This window comes from Kribbella sp. CWNU-51 (assembly GCF_054073265.1).
Map to the genome: position 1 here is coordinate 256,679 of NZ_JBSXMZ010000007.1, position 20,022 is coordinate 276,700.

The 20,022-nt window shown below is 69.5% G+C and carries 18 protein-coding genes and 1 pseudogene; 8 read left to right on the forward strand and 11 right to left on the reverse strand.

All coding sequences use genetic code 11. The features are described 5' to 3' along the window. Positions 1 to 179: 179 nt before the first annotated feature. A complete protein-coding gene (gene lysS / locus ACXC9Q_RS09585; protein ID WP_457056127.1) occupies positions 180 to 1,700 on the reverse strand; it encodes a lysine--tRNA ligase in 1,521 nt (506 codons plus the stop codon). Positions 1,701 to 1,709: 9 nt separating this feature from the next. Next, positions 1,710 to 2,921 (reverse strand): MFS transporter, encoded by a 1,212-nt coding sequence (locus ACXC9Q_RS09590; protein WP_457056128.1) that lies wholly within the window; start codon positions 2,919 to 2,921, stop codon positions 1,710 to 1,712. Between the two features lie 58 nt (positions 2,922 to 2,979). On the opposite strand from ACXC9Q_RS09590, the gene ACXC9Q_RS09595 reads away from it, so the two are divergent. The 4 genes from ACXC9Q_RS09595 (at position 2,980) to ACXC9Q_RS09610 (ending at position 5,693) form a co-directional block, all read left to right on the forward strand. Then, positions 2,980 to 3,558, forward strand: a complete 579-nt coding sequence (locus ACXC9Q_RS09595; RefSeq protein WP_457056129.1) for an ArsR/SmtB family transcription factor — start codon at positions 2,980 to 2,982, stop codon at positions 3,556 to 3,558. 74 nt (positions 3,559 to 3,632) lie between these two features. Then, a complete protein-coding gene (locus ACXC9Q_RS09600; RefSeq protein ID WP_457056130.1) occupies positions 3,633 to 4,079 on the forward strand; it encodes an NfeD family protein in 447 nt (148 codons plus the stop codon). After that, on the forward strand, positions 4,067 to 4,993 hold the full coding sequence (locus ACXC9Q_RS09605; protein ID WP_457056131.1) for an SPFH domain-containing protein: 927 nt from the start codon (positions 4,067 to 4,069) through the stop codon (positions 4,991 to 4,993). The genes ACXC9Q_RS09600 and ACXC9Q_RS09605 overlap by 13 nt, the downstream gene beginning before the upstream one ends. Before the next feature lie 46 nt (positions 4,994 to 5,039). Next, positions 5,040 to 5,693, forward strand: a complete 654-nt coding sequence (locus tag ACXC9Q_RS09610; protein ID WP_457056132.1) for a DedA family protein — start codon at positions 5,040 to 5,042, stop codon at positions 5,691 to 5,693. Here ACXC9Q_RS09610 and ACXC9Q_RS09615 read toward each other — a convergent pair. Both ACXC9Q_RS09615 and ACXC9Q_RS09620 read right to left on the reverse strand, forming a co-directional pair. Continuing rightward, positions 5,679 to 6,977: a hypothetical protein gene (locus ACXC9Q_RS09615; RefSeq protein ID WP_457056133.1), complete on the reverse strand. Its 1,299-nt coding sequence runs from the start codon at positions 6,975 to 6,977 to the stop codon at positions 5,679 to 5,681. The two genes, ACXC9Q_RS09610 and ACXC9Q_RS09615, sit on opposite strands and share 15 nt — an antisense overlap. Positions 6,978 to 7,091: 114 nt before the next feature. Then, positions 7,092 to 7,769 carry a hemerythrin domain-containing protein gene (locus ACXC9Q_RS09620; protein WP_457056134.1) on the reverse strand — a complete coding sequence of 226 codons (678 nt, stop codon included), beginning with the start codon at positions 7,767 to 7,769 and terminating at the stop codon, positions 7,092 to 7,094. Between the two features lie 108 nt (positions 7,770 to 7,877). Here ACXC9Q_RS09620 and ACXC9Q_RS09625 point away from each other — a divergent pair, with 108 nt between their 5' ends. Both ACXC9Q_RS09625 and ACXC9Q_RS09630 read left to right on the forward strand, forming a co-directional pair. Next, positions 7,878 to 11,147: a BTAD domain-containing putative transcriptional regulator gene (locus ACXC9Q_RS09625; protein WP_457056135.1), complete on the forward strand. Its 3,270-nt coding sequence runs from the start codon at positions 7,878 to 7,880 to the stop codon at positions 11,145 to 11,147. A 23-nt stretch (positions 11,148 to 11,170) separates the two neighbouring features. After that, positions 11,171 to 11,731, forward strand: coding sequence for a carboxymuconolactone decarboxylase family protein (locus ACXC9Q_RS09630; protein ID WP_457056136.1), 561 nt, complete (start codon positions 11,171 to 11,173; stop codon positions 11,729 to 11,731). Here the strand turns inward: ACXC9Q_RS09630 and ACXC9Q_RS09635 are convergent. The 7 genes from ACXC9Q_RS09635 to ACXC9Q_RS09665 all read right to left on the reverse strand — a co-directional run bounded on the left by ACXC9Q_RS09635 (position 11,719) and on the right by ACXC9Q_RS09665 (position 18,667). Beyond that, positions 11,719 to 13,158 carry a multicopper oxidase family protein gene (locus ACXC9Q_RS09635; RefSeq protein WP_457056137.1) on the reverse strand — a complete coding sequence of 480 codons (1,440 nt, stop codon included), beginning with the start codon at positions 13,156 to 13,158 and terminating at the stop codon, positions 11,719 to 11,721. The two genes, ACXC9Q_RS09630 and ACXC9Q_RS09635, sit on opposite strands and share 13 nt — an antisense overlap. A gap of 29 nt (positions 13,159 to 13,187) precedes the next feature. Then, positions 13,188 to 13,628: a hypothetical protein gene (locus tag ACXC9Q_RS09640; RefSeq protein WP_457056138.1), complete on the reverse strand. Its 441-nt coding sequence runs from the start codon at positions 13,626 to 13,628 to the stop codon at positions 13,188 to 13,190. Between the two features lie 77 nt (positions 13,629 to 13,705). Continuing rightward, the gene (locus ACXC9Q_RS09645; RefSeq protein WP_457056139.1) at positions 13,706 to 14,470 is read right to left on the reverse strand and encodes a type III pantothenate kinase; all 765 of its coding nucleotides are present in this window, start codon (positions 14,468 to 14,470) and stop codon (positions 13,706 to 13,708) included. Beyond that, positions 14,470 to 15,324, reverse strand: a complete 855-nt coding sequence (gene nadC / locus ACXC9Q_RS09650) for a carboxylating nicotinate-nucleotide diphosphorylase (protein ID WP_457056140.1) — start codon at positions 15,322 to 15,324, stop codon at positions 14,470 to 14,472. The genes ACXC9Q_RS09645 and nadC overlap by 1 nt, the downstream gene beginning before the upstream one ends. Further along, entirely contained in the window at positions 15,317 to 16,978 is a 1,662-nt protein-coding gene (locus ACXC9Q_RS09655) for an L-aspartate oxidase (protein WP_457056141.1), read from the reverse strand. The genes nadC and ACXC9Q_RS09655 overlap by 8 nt, the downstream gene beginning before the upstream one ends. A gap of 22 nt (positions 16,979 to 17,000) precedes the next feature. Further along, on the reverse strand, positions 17,001 to 17,828 hold the full coding sequence (gene panC, locus ACXC9Q_RS09660; RefSeq protein WP_328525813.1) for a pantoate--beta-alanine ligase: 828 nt from the start codon (positions 17,826 to 17,828) through the stop codon (positions 17,001 to 17,003). Continuing rightward, a complete protein-coding gene (locus ACXC9Q_RS09665; RefSeq protein ID WP_457056142.1) occupies positions 17,825 to 18,667 on the reverse strand; it encodes a Rossmann-like and DUF2520 domain-containing protein in 843 nt (280 codons plus the stop codon). Before ACXC9Q_RS09665 ends, panC begins: the two co-directional genes overlap by 4 nt. 79 nt (positions 18,668 to 18,746) lie before the next feature. Between ACXC9Q_RS09665 and ACXC9Q_RS09670 the strand changes: the two genes are divergently transcribed. Together ACXC9Q_RS09670 and ACXC9Q_RS09675 are read left to right on the forward strand one after the other, a co-directional pair. Next, a complete protein-coding gene (locus ACXC9Q_RS09670) occupies positions 18,747 to 19,307 on the forward strand; it encodes a 2'-5' RNA ligase family protein (RefSeq protein WP_457056143.1) in 561 nt (186 codons plus the stop codon). 221 nt (positions 19,308 to 19,528) lie between these two features. Beyond that, positions 19,529 to 19,939, forward strand: a pseudogene (locus ACXC9Q_RS09675) (SAM-dependent methyltransferase); the annotation flags it as partial. Positions 19,940 to 20,022 lie beyond the last annotated feature (83 nt).

A 20,022-nucleotide genomic window follows, 5' to 3' on the forward strand; every position in this document is an offset into this window, starting at 1 on the left:
TCCGGCGGATCAGGTGGTCGCGATCGACGCTGTGCACCCGAGGTCACCTTGAGTATTCACACCGGCCCGGCCGGGGTGAATCCGGCCAGACCAGAATGAAAAGGACCCCGGGAATTGCCGTGACCGTCCGTTGTGCTATGCAACGATCGCGGCAACCCCGGGGCCCGGGTTTGCAGGAATCACTCCGGCCGGAGCAACGGGAACAGAATCGTCTCCCGGATACCGGTCCCGGTGAACAGCATGATCAGCCGGTCCAGGCCCATCCCCATACCACCGGCCGGCGGCATCCCGAACTCCATCGCCCGGAGGAAGTCCTCGTCCAGGTCCATCGCCTCCGGGTCGCCGGCCGCGGCCAGCAACGACTGCGCCACCAGGCGTTCACGCTGGATCACCGGGTCGTTCAGCTCCGAGTAGGCAGTGCCGAGCTCGACCCCGTTGACGATGATGTCCCAGGCCTCGACCAGGCCCGGAATTTCGCGGTGCGGCTTCGCCAGCGGCCGCACCGACTCGGGATAGTCGCGGACATAGGTGGGCTGGATGAGGGTGTGCTCGACCAGCTTCTCGTACAACTCCAGCGCGATCTCGCCGGCATTCCAGCCCGGCTGCAGCTCGACGTCGTGCTGCTCGGCCAGCTTGGTCAGCCGGGTCGTGTCGGTGCCGATGTCGACGGTCTCGCCGACCGCCTCGGAGACCAGTTCGAAAAGGGTCGCGTGCCGGAACGGCTGCTCCAGATCGATGCTCGAACCGTCGCGCGCGGTGATCACGGTGTGGCCGACCGCCCGGGCCGCGTTCCGGATCAGGTCCTCGATGAGTTCGGCCATCGTGTCGTAATCGCCGTACGCCTGATAGGCCTCGATCATCGAGAATTCCGCGGCATGGGTGGAGTCGAGTCCCTCGTTGCGGAACGTCCGGCCGATCTCGTAGACCCGGTCGACGCCGCCGATCATCGCCCGCTTGAGATCGAGCTCGAGCGCGATCCGCAGCTTCATCTCCTGGTCGAACGCGTTCAGGTGGGTGCTGAACGGCCGGGCCGCCGCACCACCGTTGGTGAGCTGCAGCACCGGTGTCTCGACCTCGATGAAGCCGCGCTCGTCGTAGGTAGCACGCAGTGACTTGAGTACGGCGGCCTTCGTCCGGACCATCTCGCGCGCCTCGGGGCGGACGATCAGGTCGACGTACCGGAGCCGGACCCGGGCCTCCTCGTTCAGCGGTCTGTGCTCGTTCGGGAGCGGGCGGAGCGTCTTGGCGGCCATCTGCCAGCCGGTCGCCTGCACAGACAGCTCACCGCGGCGACTCGTCACTACCTCGCCCTGGACGGACAGCAGGTCACCGATGTCGACGAGCTGCTTGAACCGGGCCAGCTCCTCCTCACCGAGGTCGGCCAGCGACAGCATCACCTGCAGCTCGGTCCCGTCTCCTTCCCGGAGCCGGACGAAGCACAGCTTGCCGGTGTTGCGCAGGAAGATCACCCGGCCGGTCACCGAGACCTGCTCGCCGGTCTTGGTGTCGGGCTCCAGCTCCTGGCCGTCGTACTTGGCCCGCAGGTCCTTCAGCAGGTGCGTCCGCGGTACCGAGATCGGGTAGGGCTGCACTCCCTCCGCCAGTAGGCGGTCACGCTTCTCCCGGCGAACCCGCATCTGCTCGGGCAGGTCGTCCTGCCCGCTGTCGGGGTTCACCGGGTCAACGTGTGCGTCAGTCATGCCTAAAGGCTAGTGACTGAGCACCTCCACAGCCGAATCCTTTGTTCGGACCACCAGGAAGGATGCCGCGACGGCAGCCACCGCGCAGGCGACGCCGCAGGCCACGAAAGTCGACCGGGCCCCGAGCACAGCGCCGAGGAAACCGCCCAGCAGGAGCGCCACCAGGCTGCAGCCCCGGACCGTGCCCATCAGCGCCGCGTTCACCCGGCCGCGGACGGCCTCCGCGGAGCGGGTGACGACCAGCGTGCTGGTGCCGGCATTGAGCATCCCGCTGCCGAATCCGCACACGATGGCGCCGGCGACGACCGTGACCACATTGCCGGCGAGCCCCATCAGGACAGCGGAGGCGCCGATCGCGGCCATCCCACCCAGTACGGCCCGGGACCGGGACATCCCGGTGACCAGCCGTCCGGTGATCCACGCACCCACGATCGCGCCGCCTCCCTGGGCGGCCAGCACCCACCCGTACCCGGCCGCGTCGAGCCCGATGTCGTCGGTGATCAGGAACACCTCGACGATGTTCATCGCCTCGCCGACGAGCACCAGCACCCACAGGCACGGCACCAGGACCCGGAGCAGCGGGTCGCCGAAGAGGCTGCGCAGGCCGGCCGACATCGCGCCCTTCTCCCGTACGGCGCCAGGCGCGGGGCACCGCCGGGTCACCACCAGCCGTGCCACCGCAGCCAGAACCACGAAGGTGCCGGCGTCGACCAGCAGGGCTCCGCGGTCACCGGACCACCCGACCAGGAGGCCGCCGACCGCGGAGCCGGCCAGGGTGGCCACTCCGACGAGGGCCTGGCTGGTGCCGGTGGCCCGGCCGACGAGGTCCTCGCCGACGATGCGCGGGATGAGCGCGCTCCACGCGGGTCCGGCGACGGCCTGGCCCAACTGGAGGACGCAGACCAGGGCCAGGGTTTCGATCAGTCCGTGGGAGAAGGCCAGCCCGATCCCGGCGGCCGCCTGCAGCAAACCCGACCAGACCAGGACCCTGCGGGAGTCGTGGCCGTCCACGATCCGGCCGGCGAACGGGATCATCGCCACGGTCGGTACGGCGAACGCCAGCAAGAGCGCCGTGATCGCACCGGGTCCACCGTCGGCCGAGACCCGCAGCATCAGCGCGATGAGGGCGACCGAATCGCCCGCGTAGGACAGCGCCCGGGCCGGCAGCACCAGGCGGATGTCGCGGTAGGACCAAATCGAAGTCTGAAGTGTTTGCTTCACAACTATGAAGTTAATGCTTCATATTTACCGGCGTCAAGGGCTTCGCTACGCTGACCTCGTGGCCGCGAAGAAGACCCGGAACAAGCGCTTGGTGATCACCGACCCGCGAGCGATCCGCGCCCTGGCCCATCCGGCCCGGCAGCGGATCATCGACGAGCTCTACAGCGGCCGGGTGCTGACCGCGACGGAATGCGCCGAACTGGCCGGCCTGACTCCCTCCGCGACCAGCTACCACCTCCGCGCGCTGGAGCGCTGGGGCATCATCGAACGGGCCGAGGCCTCGGCGGACGGCCGCGAGCGGCCGTGGCGCGCGCTCGGCGCCGGGCTGCAGGTCGCGTCCCAATCGGCCGAGGCCGGCCGGGCGGCCACGCACGCGATGATGCGCAGCAACGTCGACCGGGTGCTGGAGCAGTTCGAGGAGTTGCCGGCGGACGACCCCTGGGAGGGGCTCAGCACACTCAGCCGGAGCAGGCTGTGGCTGTCCCGCGAGGAGGCCGAGCAGTTCGTGAAGGAACTGAACGACGTGATCGATGCGTTCCGCAAGGGCCGGACGGCGACGTCGCATCCGGCCGGCACGCGGTCGATCAGCACGCTGCTGGCCGTCGTACCGACCGGCAAGCCGCCGCAAGATAGCTGAACCGTTAGCTACGGATCCGCGTATCCCGGAGTACCTTCGAAAGAGAGGTACTTTCCGCCGCTAGGTGGTCCGTTATGCAGTCCTGGGTTCTGTGGTTGATCATCGCCGGCATCCTCGGCACGGCCGAGTTGATGACCGCGACGTTCGATCTGCTCCTGCTCGCGATCGCCGCGCTGGCCGCGGCCGCGATCGCCGGGCTGGGCCTCGGGATCGGGCTGCAGCTGCTCGCGTTCGCCGTCACGGCCGCCGCGATGATCACACTGGTCCGCCCGGTCGCCCGCCGGCATCTGATGGGACACCCCCAGCTGCGCACCGGCGTGGCCGCGCTGATCGGACGCGAGGCCGTCGTGCTGACCCCGTGCGGCCGCGAACCCGGCCGGGTCAAGATCGGCGGCGAGGAGTGGAGCGCCCGTTCGTACGACCCGGACCTGCTCATTCCCGCGGGCACCAGGGTCGACGTCTTCGCCATCGAGGGGGCTACCGCCCTCGTGCATCCTCAGGAGGATCCATGGCCGAACTGATCATCGGACTGGTCGTCGCCCTGCTCGCCATCGTGCTGGTGATCCGGACGGTCCGGATCGTGCCGCAGGCGCGGGCCAGCAACGTCGAACGTCTGGGCCGGTACCTGCGCACCCTCGAACCCGGGCTGAACATCCTCATCCCGTTCGTCGACCGGCCCCGGCAACTGATCGACCTGCGCGAGCAGGTGATCTCGTTCGAGCCGCGCTCGGTGATCACCGAGGACAACCTGGTCGTCGACATCGACACGGTGCTCTATGTCCAGGTCACCGATCCCCGCGCGGCGGCGTACGAGATCGCCAACTTCGAGCAGGCGATCGAGCAGCTCACCGTCACCACACTGCGCAACGTGATCGGCAGCCTGGACCTGGAGAAGGTGCTGACGTCCCGCGAGCACATCAATTCCCAGCTCCGCGGCGTACTGGACGAGGCGTCGGGCAAATGGGGCATCCGGGTGAACCGGGTCGAGCTGAAGGCGATCGACCCGCCGCCGTCGATCAAGGAGTCGATGGAGAAGCAGATGCGGGCGGACCGGGAGAAGCGGGCCGCGATCCTCACCGCCGAGGGCGTGCGGCAGTCCCGGATCCTGACCGCCGAGGGCGAGCGGCAGGCGGCGATCCTGCGGGCCGAGGGCCAGGCGAAGGCGATCGACACGGTGTTCGAGGCGATCCACCGCAACGACCCGGACCCGAAGCTGCTCGCGTACCAGTACCTGCAGATGCTGCCCGAGCTCGCCAAGGGCCCCGGCAACACCTTCTGGGTGATCCCGTCCGAGGTCACCGCCGCGTTGCAGAGCGTCACCAAGGCCTTCAACGGCCACATCCCCGACCTCCCACTCGGCCAGGTCCCCGAGGTGCCCAACGGGGACGTCCCCGAGGTTCCGAACGGCCACGTCCCTGAGATCCCCCCGAAGTAGGTGCCCTGTCACCTAATCGGTTGTTGCCGAATGTCACTATGGGTTCATGGGGGAACCTTGGCTTGCGCTGGTGATCGCGATCCCGACCGGTGGGATGGCGATCCTGGCGTATCTGGTGGTCGGACTCGTCATCGGCGTCGAGAGCATGGGGGTGCCGCTGCCGGGTGAGACCACGCTGGTCGCGGCGGCGCTGCTCGCTTCCCAGGGGCACCTGCACATCCAGTACGTGATCGGCGCGGCCGTGATCGGAGCGATCGTCGGCGACTCGATCGGCTACTTCATCGGCCGCAAGGCCGGCCGCGGTCTGTTCGAGCGGCTCGGCCGCCGGTCCCACCATTTCTCCGAGGACCGGATCGTCCGCGCCGAGAAGTACTTCCACAAGTACGGCGTCTGGACGGTGTTCTTCGGGCGCTTCGTGGCCCTGCTGCGGATCTTCGCCGGCCCGATGGCGGGCATGCTGCGGATGCCGTACCCGCGGTTCCTGGCCGCGAACGCGGCCGGCGGCATCGCTTGGGCGGCCACGATCGGCATCGTCGCGTACAAGGTCGGCGACAACGCCGACAAGATCTTCGGCCGGGTGTCGGTGTGGGCCCTGGTCGTGATCGGGGTAGCCGTGGTCGCGGCGTACGTCGTCCACAGGATCCGCAAGCGGCGGCACGCCGCGCCGACCGTGCCGGAGCGCCAGTCAGCGGATGTGTAGCGCCAGCTGCGGCGTGATCGTCCCGCTCATCGACCGGCCGAACATCATCGCGCCAGGGATCACGAACCGGTAGGCGAAGTCACCCGCCTGCCCGGCGGTGAAGGCCAGCGCGGTCTGCCCCCGGCGCATCGCCGTCGCCTTGACGTTGACCCACTTGCGGGTCTGCCGGTTCCAGGACTGCAGCATCGCGGTCGAGTTCATCGCCGGCTTGACCGTCGCGAAAACGGTGACGCTGCTGCCGCGCTTCTTGGCCGTCTCCCCGCCGATGAACCCGGCCGACGCGATCCGGACCACAGTGCGGGTGTACGCCGGCTTGCTGGTCGACGGCCCGGTGATGATGCCGGCCTTGCTGTACGCCGGCACGGTGATCTTGTACGGCCGGCTTCCACCTGTCGGTACGGCGATGTCGTAATGCCCACCGGCGGTGGTCTTACCGAGGGCCGCCGGGGTCCAGTGCGAGCCCGGGGTGACCTGGGTCAGCACTACCACCGGCACGCCGGCCGGCGTCGCCCGCTGCTGTACGCAGGGCGTCTCCGCCTCGCAGCCGACCTGCTGCAGGACGACTCGCCCGCGGACCACGATCGGCACGCTGAACTGGGCCAGAGCCGGCACGGCCGCGTTGATCGAGCTGGTCAGGCCGAGCACCTGCCCGCCCATCCGGGTGCTCCACTCGTTCTGGGTCCGGAGCTGGAACAGGTACGGCGGCTTGATGCTCTTGATCACCTGCCGCGTCGACGTCGTACCCGGACCGATATCCCGCAACAACTGCCCGGGCCGACCGATCATCGGCACGTACTTCTGGGTGTGCTTGCCCTTCACATCGAGCGGATCGTTCGGGGTGAAGTCCTGCGGCGCCACCGGCACCGACCACTTGATCAGCACGCCCCGGCCAAGCGGGGTTGCACCGGCGGCGCTCGGCTGGACCGGGCCGTCGGTGTCGAACACGACCGAGCGGGCGAGCTTGCTGGTCACGCCACCCTGCGACGTCCCGGTGGCGACCGCCACCTTGTAGTTGCCGTCCGGTGGGAACGCCGACGTCGGGATCTCCCAGCTGTTCGGCTCGCCGGCCGCGACGTACTTCACGTACGACGGACTCTCGCTGAGCACACCCTCGATCGTGACGCGGTTCGGCGCGTTGGCGTCCTTCCAGGTGACCAGGACGGCGGCCCGGCCCTGCGGCGCCCACGCGACCGCGACATTCGTGGGCATCGGGTCCGAGGCGCAGGCGGTGAGCGCGGTCGCACCGACCAGCGCTGCCAGCGCAACGGCGAGGGTACGCCGCACTCGGACCACCTCGTCTCAGCTGCCTCACAACCGACCGGGTGAACCATACCCAGAACCAGGCGCCGACTCGGCACGACCGTTGCCGGATCGGTATGCGGCGCTGGCGCCGGGTGCTCAGGGCGTGACGGTGCCGTGGACGGCGAGTGCGTGCCGGCGGAAGGCGCGACGTGACAGGGCCGGGACGATCCATCGGATCAGCGGCGGCGTCCCGCCGACAATGTCGGCCACGACCTCCGGGTCGCCCTCGTATTGGATCATCCCGAGAACCAGTGGGAGGTCCGGCTTCCGGAGCGCCTTGACACCTGCTTCGCCGAGCTCGTGCCACTCCGCCTCGGTCACGGTGCGCGCCGCGATCGGGAGCAGACGCTCCTCCTCTGCTTCGAGGTGCTCGACCAAGCTGACGTTGAGCTCGTCCAGCAACTGCGCAAGCGCGTCCCGGTCGGCCTGCCCGGCAGACGATCGCCACTGCTCGCGCACCCGCTGGATCTCCCGCAGCAACTCGTCGACACGCTCGTGCTGCGCCTCCATCAGGTGCACGATCGGCGCCAGCTCGTCCGGCACCCGGGCGAGCAGCTTCGGCCAGAGCAGCCGGTCCTCGCCGGTGTGATGGTGGTGAAGGAAAGTCGTCAGGAACTCCAGATGGTCACAGATGATCCGGGCCCGGCCGGTATCGCCCTCGTCGACCGCACGGACCACGCCGGGCGCCAGCCGGAACTCACGCCGCAGGAACGTGTGTACGCAGTTCATGTCCCGGGTGTCGATCGTCTCTGTCGGTAGGCCGCCAGCAGTCACGGCTGTGCTCCTCACATGAGTTGGATGCCGTCGAACCCCACTCTGTCCGCTGCTCCTTGCCATCGAATTGCCCGCGGCTTGCACCGCAGGGCGACCTATTCTGCGCTCATGCAGGTCCGCGTGCTGGGTGGCATGGAGCTTGTCGTCGACGGATCGGCCGTCGACCTCGGCGGCCTCAAGTCGCGCGCGCTCCTCGCGATCCTCGTCGTCGCCGACGGCCACGCCGTCTCGGTGGACCGACTGGTCGACCTGCTCTGGGGCGAGGACCCACCGGCCAAGGCACTGGTCTCGCTGCATGCGTACGTCGCCAGACTCCGGCGCCTGCTCGAACCAGTACGCGAGCCGCGGGCGCCGGCCACGGTGCTGGTGTCCCGCGCACCGGGTTACGCCCTGATGCTCGACAGCATCGACGTCGACGCGCGCCGGTTCACCTCCCTGCTGGCACAGGCATCGCCCGTGCTCACCTCGGATCCGGACCGAGCCGAGAGTCTGCTGCAGACCGCACTCGACCTCTGGCACGGAGAAGCGTTCGCCGGCGTGGCCAGTACGACGCCGATCGTCCATGCGGAGGCGACTCGGCTCGCAGAACTGCGCCTGTCGGCCGTGGAGGACCTGTGGACCGCCCGTCTCGCACTCGGCCGGCACGGGCAGGCCGGGCCGGAACTCGAGCGTCTCGTCGAGGCGCATCCGCTCCGAGAGCGGTTGTGGGCGCTCCTGGCGCTGGCGCTGTACCGGTCGGCTCGGCAGGCGGACGCTCTCGAGGCGTTGCGCCGGGCTCGCCGACGACTGGTCGACGAGGCCGGACTTGACCCGGGCGCCGAGTTGCGCCGGCTCGAGGACGCGGTCCTGAGGCAAGACCCTGACCTGGACGTGCCGAAGGCCCGGCGGCGCGCTGCACTGGCTGGGCGGGACGCGCCACTGCTCGAGGTACGGCGGGCGATGGACGAGGCTGCCGCCGGACGGGGCCGCGTCGTACTCGTCAGCGGGGAGCCGGGCATCGGGAAGACCTGTCTCGCGCAAGCGGTGGCAGAGCAGGCCAGGGCAGCCGGATTCCGGTGCGGATGGGGTGGATGGGAACCCGACGCGAGTGCGCCCCTGTGGGGATGGCAGCAGTCCGTGCATCAACTGTTCGGCGAGACCGCCATCCTCCGGCAGGCCGGACCGGGACCTGTCGACACTGCGTCGTCGACCTTCCGGCTGGCCGGCGCCCTGGTGGAGTCCCTGCGGGCCGATGCCGCATCGCTGCTTGTCCTCGACGACGTGCACTGGGCCGATGCGGACAGCCTGCGCCTGTTGCGACGGGTCGCCGCCACGCTGGCCGACGTACCGGCAGTGTTGCTGGTGACCTGCCGGGAGGCGGAAGCCGACATCAGTTCCCCGGTCGCCGAGGTGCTCGCCGCGCTGGCTCGGCTCGACCCGTTGCGCATCCGCCTCGCAGGCCTGGACGAGGCTGCGGTCACGGTCCAGGTACGCCGGCAGACCGGAGTCGAGGTCGATCACGAGGTCGCTGCGGCGATCCGGGTCCGCACCGACGGGAACCCCTTTTACATCAACGAATTCGTCCGCCTGCTGATCAGTGCGGGTGACCTGTCCGATCCGGCCGCGCCGTCCTGGCGAGAGGTGCCCGGCGGGGTTCGCGACGTGGTCCGGCAGCGCTTGGCGCAGCTTCCGGATCAGGCCGGCGAGATCCTGGCGGCCGGGGCGGTCCTAGGTCGGTCGTTCGACCTCGATGTGGTCGATGCTGCCGTCGATGCGGCTGCCGCGACCGTCGACGAAGCCGTCGAGGCGGCCTTGCGGTCGGGGTTGCTGGAAGAGGAGACACCCAGCCGGTATCGGTTCACCCACGCACTCGTCCGGGACGCGATCTACCGCGGCCTGCCCGCCCCCGCACGCTCGCGGGCGCACGCGCGCGCCGCCCAGGCGCTGGAACGGCGACGCATCGGTAGGCTCGAGCCGCACACCGCTCAACTCGCCGAGCACTACCGGCTCGCCGGGCCGGTCCACGCCCGGTCGGCCTGGACGTTCGCGAACCGGGCCGCGCTCCGGGCCGCCGGGAGTTCCGCCCATGACGAGGCAGTGCGCCTGTTCCGGATGGCCGCCGAACTGCAGGATCAGGACCCGCTGGCCACCGCGGCGGAGCGAGCGGCGGTGCAGGCCGGGCTGGGCCAGGCCCTGCACTGGTTGGCGCGTCCGCTCGAGGCCTGGGCTTCGCTCGCCGACGCGGCGCGTTCGGCGCTCGTCCGCGGCGACGCGGTCGCGGCCGCCCAGGCGCTGCTGGTGATCGGCGAGCGCGCCATCTGGACGTGGCGTGAGTACCCCGTCCACGACCCGGCGGCGATCGAGCTGTGGGAGCAGGTGCTGGCCCAGCTCCCGGACGCCGAGATTCTGCTGCGGGCACAGGTCCAGGCCGCTCTCGCCGTCGAGCTGCTGTACCAACCGGGGTCCGCGAATCGCGCGACAGCACTGGTGACCGAGGCCGTGCAGGTGACCAGGCGCGCCGGTTCGCCGGCACAGTTGCTGTGCATCCTCCAACTGGCACACCTGGCTCAGCAGCGTCCCGATCTGCTCAACCGCAGGATCGCGATCGCCGACGAACTCGTGACGCTGGCCAGCCGGCTCGACGACCGCGCGGAACTCGCGGCCGCGCTGTGCAAACGGGCCGCCGACCGCGGCGAGTCCGGTTCCTGGGAGCAAGCGGTCGCTGATCTGCACCGCGCGTACCGGATCGCGGAGCAGCACAAACTCGTCCCGGTCCTGGTGATCGCGAGTGCGGGACTCGCGCTGGAACGGCAGGCCGTCGGAGACTTCGCGGGCGCGCAGACAGCGATCGAGCGACTCCAGACACTGCAGTCGACGACCTCGATGGCCCCGGAGGCTCTGGTCCCCTCCCAACTCGCCGCCCTGCGCATGATGGAGGGACGGCTGGCGGAGCTGGAGCCCGCGCTGCGAGCCATGGCACAGCACCATCCGGTCTTCCGTGACTTCCACGCGCTGGCGTTGATCGCAGGCTCACGGACCGACGAGGCCCGGCTGGTGCTCGGCGACTGGGCGGAGCAACGCCCACTGAACTGGGATTTCGCCTGGATCGGACTCACGGTCCTCCGCGCCCGGGTGTGGCTCGAGCTTGCCGACCCGCGGGCCATCGCCGAGCTCCGCGAGCAACTGATGCCCTTCGCCGACCGCCTCGCGGTCGGCGGCATGGGCGCGTTCTTCCTGGGCAGTGTCAGCCATACCGTCGGCCACCTCGCGCTCGCCGGCGGTGACCGCACCGCCGCGAGCCACCAGCTGCGGATCGCCCTCGAGACACACCAGCGGCTCGGTTTCGCACCCCTCACCGCGGCAACGCAGGCCCTTCTCCGGCGAGCTGAGCTACCGTGAGAAGAGCCACAAGGGGGACCAGGATGGCATTCATCGACACACCGAAGGACCCGGAGTTCTTCGAGCAGAACCGGGCGCCGGCCGGCCACGTGCCCAACTTCGTCACCACGTTCGCGGCCCGTCCGGCCGTGTACGACGCGTGGAAGCAACTCAACGGCGCGATCAAGGAATCGATGGACCTGCGCCGCTACGAGCTCGCCACGCTGGCTGCGGCGTCCGCACTGAAGTCCAGTTACTGCTGCCTCGCCCACGGCCAGGTCCTGGCCGACAAGTTCTACACGTCCGAAGAGGTGGCGGCCCTCGTCAGTGAGCCGGCGAACGACCCGGTCGACCGGGCGGTGATGGCGTTCGCCCGCAAGGTGGCGCTATCCGCCGACGCCGTCACGCAGGATGACGTGGACGCACTGAAGGCCCTCGGCCTGACCGACACCGACGTCCTCGACGTGGTCCTGGCCGCGGCCGCGCGATCCTTCTTCTCCAAGACCCTCGACGCGACCGGCACTCCCCCCGACGCGGCCTTCAACGGTCTGCCGGAGACGCTCCGGACGGCGCTCACGGTCGGGCGGCCGATTCACTCGGGCTGATTGTCCGGCCCGCCGCCCAGGTGGAACTTCGTGGTGACCCCGGTGTACATCAGGTGCGTGACCAGGCCCTGCGCCGCGTGCGGCAGGTTGTGGCAGTGGTCCATCCAGATGCCCGGGTTGTTCGCGACGAAGGCGACCTCGTAGGTCTCCTTGTCCTCGACATTGAGCGAATCGGTCCACCACGGGCTGCCGGTCGCGGCCACACCGTTGCGGCTCAGTACGACGACATGGTGCCCGTGCAGGTGCATCGGATGGACCTGCCCGGAGGTGTTCTTGATGGTCATCCGGACGATGTCGCCGTCGGTCACCACGAACATCGGCACGTCCGGGTACTGATGCCCGTTGATCGTCCACCACAGGCCGGGCTTGCCGTCGAAGAACCCGATCCGCCGCCCGATGTTGTACTGGAACACCCGCGTCGCCTTCGCCGGATCGAACCCGAGTGCCTTCGGCGAGCCATAGGTCAACAGGTCGACCTGATCCCGCGGTTGCGTACCGGTCGGCGCATTGCCGTCGCCGATCACCAGAGCGGTCGGCCCCCCGCCCAGACCGATCCGCACCGCCGATCCCTGCGGGATCGTCACCTGCAGGTCGATCCGGCCGCCCGCGGTGACGAGCACCGTCTTGCCACTCACCTCCGGCGGCGCGTTCACCTCGTTCCCGTCCACCGCGACGACCCTGTACGGCGCTCCGTCGACCCAGGTCGCCATCGGTCCGTTGTCCGTGTTGATCAGTCGCACCCGGACCGTCGGACCAGGTGCCGCCACCCGGCGTTCGCCGTACTCGCCGTTGACAGTTCGCACCTTGTCGTAGGTGTGGACCGCGGCGATCACGTCGCTGGGTGTGGGCTTGACGATCAGTACGCCGTACAGGCCCTTCTTCACCAGTTCGTGCGAGACCTGGTGGGAGTGGTACCAGTACGTGCCGGCGTCCTTCGCGACGAAGCGGTAGACGAACGACTGCCCGACTCCGACCGCGTCCTGGGTGACTCCGGCGACCCCGTCCTCAGCAGCCGGTACGTCGACGCCGTGCCAGTGCAGTGTGATCCCTTCGGGGACGGACTCGTTGTGCAAGGTGACCTGGATGAGATCGCCTTGTTTTGCGACGATCTGCGGACCCGGTGACTTGTGGTTCAACGTGTAGCCGTCCATCGACCCGCGGCCGGGGATGTCGAACTTCTCCTTGCGGGCCACCAGATCCACCACCACGTCGGCCGTTCGATTCGCCGGCCCGGTGAGCGTGCTGACGTCGACTCCGTGATGCACGTGCTCCGCCGGCCCACCGCCGAAGTCGGCGTACCCCATCGCCATTGGTGACAGGTTGTTCGGCACCAGGCTCCGCTGCCAGAAGAACGCGATCGGCGTCAGCACGACGAGCGTCGCGAGGATCGCGATCAGGGTGCGGCGAGGCGGCAGCCGCACCGTCACGGCCGCCGTCCGTCAGTTGCCAAGGGCATCTAAGCGGTCGCCTCGGTGGTGGTCTCCGTGGCGGCGGCCGGGGCCCCGGCGGCTCGCCGGGAGGCGATGGCCGCGACGGCGAGGAGCACGAAGGCGTTCAGACCGTGCAGCAGCCCGAGCACAGGTGTTACACCGAACGACAGGAACGCAAGCGCGATCTGTAGGACGACCAGGCCGAACACGTACAGCGCCCACCTGATTCCGCCCGGCACGTGCGCGAAGAACGACACGATCAGCAGCAGCAACGCGAGGATCGGGATCACCAACGTCCCGAACTGGCCATGCAGTGCGTGACCGATGTTGCCGTCGTAGTTCTTGTCGATCACCAGACCGTCGTCCATGTCCTTGATCGCCGTGAACCAGCCGAGCGCGATGAACATCGCCTGCAGGACCACGCTGACCGCAACGAGTCCGGCAAGCACCCGATAAGTAGCTCTCATGATCTCCCCCCACGTAGCTGACTTCATGGTGATCCAGATCACCTGAAGGGCACAAGAGCTTCTGCCCGATGAGGCAACTATTGGTGGTTGCGGGCGAATGCCTGCTGCAGACCGTGCAAAGTGAGCAACGGCTCGTGACGAATCGGGGCCTCCAGCTCGCCGGCGAGCAACGGAGCGAGGGCGCCGGTCAGCACCACCGGAGTCGCGGGGTCGAGCGACTGCTCCACGCGGATCCGGTCGACCAAGCCGTCGACCAGGGCCGCAAAACCGTGGATCGCTCCGGATTGCAGGGCTTCGACCGTGTTCTTGGCGACTACCGAGCGCGGCCGGACCAACTCGACCCGGCGCAGCTGGGCGGCCGCGGTGCCCAGCGCGTCGGTCGCGGTCTCGATGCCTGGGGCAATCACTCCGCCGATGAACGCGCCGGCCGGGCTGACCACGTCGATGGTGATCGCCGTCCCCACGTCGACGACCAGGCAGGGAGCGCCGTACCGCTGGACCGCCGCGAGGGCGTTCGCGATCCGGTCGGTGCCGACCTCACGCGGGTTGTCCACCAGCACCGGCAACCCCGTCTTCACCCCCGGCTCGACCACGACGCTCGGCACGTCCTCGTAGTACCGCGCGACGACCTCCCGCAACTCGTGCAGCACATGCGGTACGGCGGAACACACCGCGACCCCGGACACCGCGGACTCGCCGGCGAGCAGCCCCTGGAACAGGACCGCCCACTCGTCCGCCGTCCGGCGAGGGTCGGTGCCGACCCACCAATGCCGCTTGACCGTCCCCTCGAAGACCAGGCCGACCAGGGTCCGGGTGTTCTCGACGGCGACGGCTAGCAGCATCAGGCTTCTCGCAGGTCCAAAGCGATGTCGAGCACCGGCGCGGAGTGGGTCAGCGCCCCGACAGCGAAGTAGTCGACGCCGGTCTCGGCGACCGCGCGGGCCTGATCGAGGGTCAGGCCGCCGGAGGCCTCCAGCCGCGCCCGGCCGGCGACCTTCTCGACCGCCTCGCGCAGCGACGGGATGTCCATGTTGTCCAGCAGGATCAGGTCGGCGCCGGACTCCAGCGCGATCAGGGCGTCGCCGACCGTGTCCACCTCGACCTCGACCGCGATGTCTGGATACGACTTCCGCACCAGCCGGAACGCCTCGGCCACCCCGCCGGCCGCGATCACGTGGTTGTCCTTGATCAGCGCCGCGTCGGACAGGCCCATCCGATGGTTCTTCCCGCCACCACACCGGACGGCGTACTTCTCCAGCGATCGGAGCAACGGCATCGTCTTGCGGGTGTCGCGAATGACCACGCCGGTGCCGTCGACCGCGTCCACCCAGCGCCGGGTCAGCGTCGCCACGCCGGAGAGGTGGCAGAGCAGGTTCAGCGTTGTGCGCTCGGCGGTCAGAAGCTGCCGGGTCTTGCCGCGGATCGTCATCAGGATGTCGCCCTTGCGCACCGAGGCACCGTCGCGGACCGAGTACTCGAGCTCGACCTCCTCCGGCGCGGCGACCTGCCGGATCACCAGCTCGGCGATCTCCAGGCCGGCGACCACGCCGTCGGCCCGGGCGACCAGCTCGGCGACCGAGATCTGGTCCGGATCGACCGTGGCCGTCGTGGTCACGTCGACGCCCCCGGCCAGGTCCTCCTCGATGGTGGCCCGCACGAGGTCGGCGACCCACTGCCTGTCGACCGTCTCATCCATGCTGTCTCTCCTTGGATCCGTGCGGCACGAACGTGCTGACCGGCCGCGCCGACTGACCCTCGGACGGGAGGGTCAGGTCAAGATTGCCCGACCAGTGCCGGTCGTCGCGATCCGGGTAGTCCTCACGCCAATGTGAGCCGCGGCTCTCCTGGCGCGTGGTGGCGGCCTCGATCAGCGCGGACGCCACTGTGACCAGGTTGGTCGCCTCCCATCCCGGCGTACCCGGCTCGCCGGCGGGCTGCTCGATCAGCTTGCCGAGGGCCGCACCGGCCTCCGACAGTCCGCTCGCACTCCGGATCACTCCGGCGCCGACCGTCATCGCCCGCTGCAGCTCGGGTACGACGTCCGCGTCGACCAGACCGGGGACACGGGTGTCCACGGCCGGCTCGCGCAGCTCGGGAAGACCGTTGGCCAGCTGGGCGGCGATCCGCCGGGCGAAGACGAGCCCTTCGAGCAGCGAGTTCGAGGCCAGGCGGTTGGCCCCGTGTACGCCGGTGCACGCCACCTCGCCGCACGCGTACAAACCAGGCACCGAGGTCTGCCCGTGCAGGTCGGTCCAGACCCCGCCGGACGAGTAGTGGCAGGCCGGCGCGACCGGGATCAGTTCCCGCACCGGGTCGATACCGTGCGACCGGCAGGCCGCCAGGATGGTCGGGAACCGCACCCGCCACTTCTCGTCGCCGAAGTGCCGTGCGTCGAGGTAGACGTGATCCTTGCCAGCGGCAAGCATCTGCCGCATGATCGCCTTCGCCACGATGTCGCGCGGAGCGAGATCGGCCAGCTCGTGTTGGCCCTGCATGAAGCGATTGCCTTCGTGGTCGACCAGGAACGCGCCTTCGCCCCGGACCGCCTCGGACACCAGCGGCTGCTGGCCCTTCGCGCTCTTGCCCAGCCAGAGCACGGTCGGGTGGAACTGCACGAACTCCAGGTCACGCACCTTCGCGCCGGCCCGCAACGCCAGCGCCATGCCGTCACCCGTCGACACGCTCGGGTTCGTGGTGGCGGCGTACAACTGACCGATGCCGCCGGAGGCGAGGATCACCACCCGGCTGCGGACCGCGCCGACGCCGTCGAGTTGCCCCTCGCCCATCACGTGCAGGGTGACGCCGGCGATGGCGCCGTCCTCGGCGGTCAACAGGTCGATGACGAGGGCGTGCTCGATCAGCCGGATGTCGTCGGCCCGCTTGACCGCGGCGACGAGGGCCCGCTCGATCTCCGCGCCGGTCGCGTCCCCACCGGCATGCGCGATGCGGTTGCGGTGGTGCCCACCTTCCCGGCCCAGCGAGAGGTCGCCGTCGACGGTGTCGAACCGCGCACCCAACTCGATCAGGTCCCGGACGGCGTCCGGTCCTTCCGTGACCAGGACGCGGACAGCCTCCGGATCGCTCAGCCCGGCGCCGGCGACGAGGGTGTCGTGGAGATGCTCTTCGGGCGAGTCCTCCGGATCGAGCGCGGCCGCGATCCCGCCCTGGGCCCACTGGGTCGAGCCGGAGGCGACCACGTCCTTCGTCACCACGAGCACGGATCCCAGCTCACGGGCCTTCAGGGCGGCGGTCAGCCCGGCGATCCCGGACCCGATCACCACCACATCGACGGTATCGGTCCAGCCGGGTTTCGGCGCGGCCAACCGTTGCGGCACAGCGGGTGCGGTCATCCCGCGACCGTATCAATCGATTTCACCTGAGCGTGATGGAAATGTTGTCAATGAGACGGGTGGCCCCCACGCGGGCGGCGATCAGCATCCGGGCCTCGCCGGGGCCGATCACCGGGCCGAGGTCTGGTGCGCGCAGGGCGAGATAGTCGATCCGGACCGATGGGACCGCCTCGAGCTCGGCGTGGGCGGCGGCCATCACGGCGTCCGGGCCGTTCATCCCGGCCTTCGCTCCGGCGGTCAACGCGCGGTAGAGCACCAGCGCCTCGTCACGCTCGGTCTCGTCGAGGTAGCGATTGCGTGAGGACAACGCGAGTCCGTCAGGCTCCCGCACGGTCGGCACCGGCACGATGTCGACGTCCCAGTCGAGGTCACAGATCATCTCGCGGATCAGCGTGAGCTGCTGGTAATCCTTCTCGCCGAACAGGGCCAGGTCGGGCGCGGTCAGGTGCAGCATCTTCGCCACCACCGTCAGCACGCCTGCGAAGTGGCCCGGCCGGACCATCCCCTCGAGCTCGTCGGCCAGTGGCCCGGGATGCACGGTGATGGACGGCTCGTTCGGGTAGAGCTCGTCGCGGGACGGGTTGAAGACCAGGTCGACGCCCTCGTTCTTGGCGATCGCCAGGTCACTGGCCAGCGTGCGCGGATAGCGGTCGAAGTCCTCGGAGGGCCCGAACTGCAACGGGTTCACGAAGATCGTCAGCACCACACTGCCGTCCGGTCCGACCCGCTCGCGGGCCTCGGCCAGTAGCGCGGCATGGCCGTCGTGCAGCGCGCCCATCGTCATCACGACCGCCCGCGGCCGGATCGCCGCGGCCGCTCGCAGTTCTGCCTTCGTCTGGGTGAGTCTCATCGCGGTGCCTCCCCTGTTCGATCCCGCTCGAGCACCTCGTCGAACCGTGCCACCGTGTCCGGGTCCAGTCGTCCGTCGGCCGCCGCCAACTCCACCGTCGCGCGGGCCAGTTCGGCGTACGTGCTCGCCGTCCGGTCCCGCAGTACGGACAGATGTGCTGCCACCGTGTCGACATCGCCCCGGGCGATCGGCCCGGTGAGCGCATGATGACCGGATCGCAGCGTGTTGTCGAGGGTTGCGGCCAGCAGCGGACGGAGTGTCGCGGCCGGATCCGCCACGCCTGCTTCCCGCAGTACGCCGACCGCCTGGGTGAGCAACGTTGTCAGGTGGTTCGCCCCATGCGTGAGACCGGCGTGGTACCGCGCCCGCTGCTCGTCGGCCACCCACTGCAGCTGAGCCCCGAGAGCCTTCACCAGGCGCTCCACCATCGGCCGTGCTTCATCCGGCGCGGTCGCCGTGAACATGACGCCGTCCAGCTTCACCGCGCCCCCGGGAAACGTCATCGACGGATGCAGTGCCACCGGCATCGCGGCCAGCCCGGCCAGCGGTCCGAGTCCGTGGGCGCCGGACAGGTGGACGACGTACTGCGCACTGGTCAGCGGCAACGTGTGGGCGACGTCGTGGATCAGGTCGTCCGGTACGGCGACCAGGACGACGTCGGCACGAGTGGTGACCTCATCGGCGGGCAGCACGGGCACATGCGGGAGAAGACGGGCGGCGCGTTCGCGTGACGCGTCCGACCGTGCGGTGACGCCGACCAGGGGATGTCCGGCTGCCGCCAAGGCTGCTCCCACGGCGGTCCCGGCCCGGCCGGCTCCGATCAAGCCGATCCGTTCCATCACTCAACTCTCTTCGTTCCAGTCCCCGCGGGGTACCAGACGATCTCCCTGCCAGCGTAGGTGATGAGAGCATGCCTTGGTGAGCGATGCCTGGGCCGCGCGGAGTGGTTTGACCGCGATTCTGATCACAGTCCCCGAACTAGCGGCGTACACCGAGCGCTGGCGCTCGGTGTCGCGGTCGACCGCGCGATCACACGTCCCACTGACCGAGCTGATCCCGCCACACGTCACTGTGCTGGTCCCGTGGGTCGCGGAGCCCACGGAGGCCGACGCCCGCCGACTGGCGGATGCGGTGGCGTCGTTCAAGCCGTTCGAGCTCAGCTTCCCGACCGCGGGTCAGTTCCCGAACGGCACGGCGTGGCTGAAGCCCGAACCGTACGACGCCGTCGTCTCGTTGCTGTACTCGGTCTTCCAGGCCTTCCCGGAGTGCCCGCCGTACGGCGGTGAGTTCCCGGACCCGCAGCCACACCTGACCATCTCGTCGTCCGAGCAGGGTGGCCCGGCGGTCGTCGCTGAGGCCCGTGAGGCTCTTGCCGCCGCGCCCGCGCCACATGTTGAGCTCACCGAGCTCGGGCTGTGGCGAGAAGGTGAGGACGGCGTGTGGCGCCAGTTCGGCGCCGTACCACTGGGTGCGCGGTGACCACCTTCCGGGCGGCCTGGCAGACGGCGCTCTACGGCCCCGGCGGCTTCTACCGGCGGGAACGCCCGGCCGCCCACTTCCGTACGTCGGTGCACGCGTCGGCGCTGTTCGGCCAGGCCATCGCCCGGTTGGCGCATGCGGTCGGTGTTGATCAGGTCGTGGACATCGGCGCGGGCTCCGGTGAACTGGGCAAGGTGTTGCGCGACGCGGATCTGCCGGTGGTGGAGATCGAGCTGGACGACGACCTGCCGTCTGTTCTGACCGGTCTGGTGATCGCGAACGAGTGGCTCGACAACATCCCGTGTGAGCTGGTCGAGTGGGACGAGGACGGCATACCGCGCTATCTGTCGGCCGACCTGACGGCGGGAGATGTTGTCGATGGCAACGATCTGGAGTGGTTGCGGCGCTGGTGGCCCGGCGAGCCCGGCGACCGCGCCGAGATCGGGCGGACCCGCGACGAGGTCTGGGCATCTGTGGTCGACCGGTTGGCGGACGGTGCGGTCGCGATCGCCATCGACTACGGACATCTCCGCACCGACCGGCCGCCGTACGGGACTGTGACCGGCTTCCGGGCCGGGCGGGAGTGCGAGCCGGTCCTGGACGGCTCGTGCGATGTGACCGCGCATGTGGCTTGGGACTCGCTGGGTGGGTCTCTCGTGCTCCAGCGGGACGCTCTGCGTGCTCTGGGCGTCAGTGCGGCCCGTCCGAGCCTGGA

What these genes read in the sequence shown, in the direction of transcription:
- lysS (WP_457056127.1), bottom strand. Translation starts at nt 1,700, where the DNA reads ATGACTGACGCACACGTTGACCCGGTGAACCCCGACAGCGGGCAGGAC.
- ACXC9Q_RS09625 (WP_457056135.1), top strand. Translation starts at nt 7,878, where the DNA reads ATGCAGGTCCGCGTGCTGGGTGGCATGGAGCTTGTCGTCGACGGATCG.
- ACXC9Q_RS09605 (WP_457056131.1), top strand. Translation starts at nt 4,067, where the DNA reads ATGGCCGAACTGATCATCGGACTGGTCGTCGCCCTGCTCGCCATCGTG.
- ACXC9Q_RS09665 (WP_457056142.1), bottom strand. Translation starts at nt 18,667, where the DNA reads ATGGAACGGATCGGCTTGATCGGAGCCGGCCGGGCCGGGACCGCCGTG.
- panC (WP_328525813.1), bottom strand. Translation starts at nt 17,828, where the DNA reads ATGAGACTCACCCAGACGAAGGCAGAACTGCGAGCGGCCGCGGCGATC.
- ACXC9Q_RS09645 (WP_457056139.1), bottom strand. Translation starts at nt 14,470, where the DNA reads ATGCTGCTAGCCGTCGCCGTCGAGAACACCCGGACCCTGGTCGGCCTG.
- ACXC9Q_RS09600 (WP_457056130.1), top strand. Translation starts at nt 3,633, where the DNA reads ATGCAGTCCTGGGTTCTGTGGTTGATCATCGCCGGCATCCTCGGCACG.
- ACXC9Q_RS09630 (WP_457056136.1), top strand. Translation starts at nt 11,171, where the DNA reads ATGGCATTCATCGACACACCGAAGGACCCGGAGTTCTTCGAGCAGAAC.
- ACXC9Q_RS09640 (WP_457056138.1), bottom strand. Translation starts at nt 13,628, where the DNA reads ATGAGAGCTACTTATCGGGTGCTTGCCGGACTCGTTGCGGTCAGCGTG.
- ACXC9Q_RS09610 (WP_457056132.1), top strand. Translation starts at nt 5,040, where the DNA reads ATGGGGGAACCTTGGCTTGCGCTGGTGATCGCGATCCCGACCGGTGGG.
- ACXC9Q_RS09655 (WP_457056141.1), bottom strand. Translation starts at nt 16,978, where the DNA reads ATGACCGCACCCGCTGTGCCGCAACGGTTGGCCGCGCCGAAACCCGGC.
- nadC (WP_457056140.1), bottom strand. Translation starts at nt 15,324, where the DNA reads ATGGATGAGACGGTCGACAGGCAGTGGGTCGCCGACCTCGTGCGGGCC.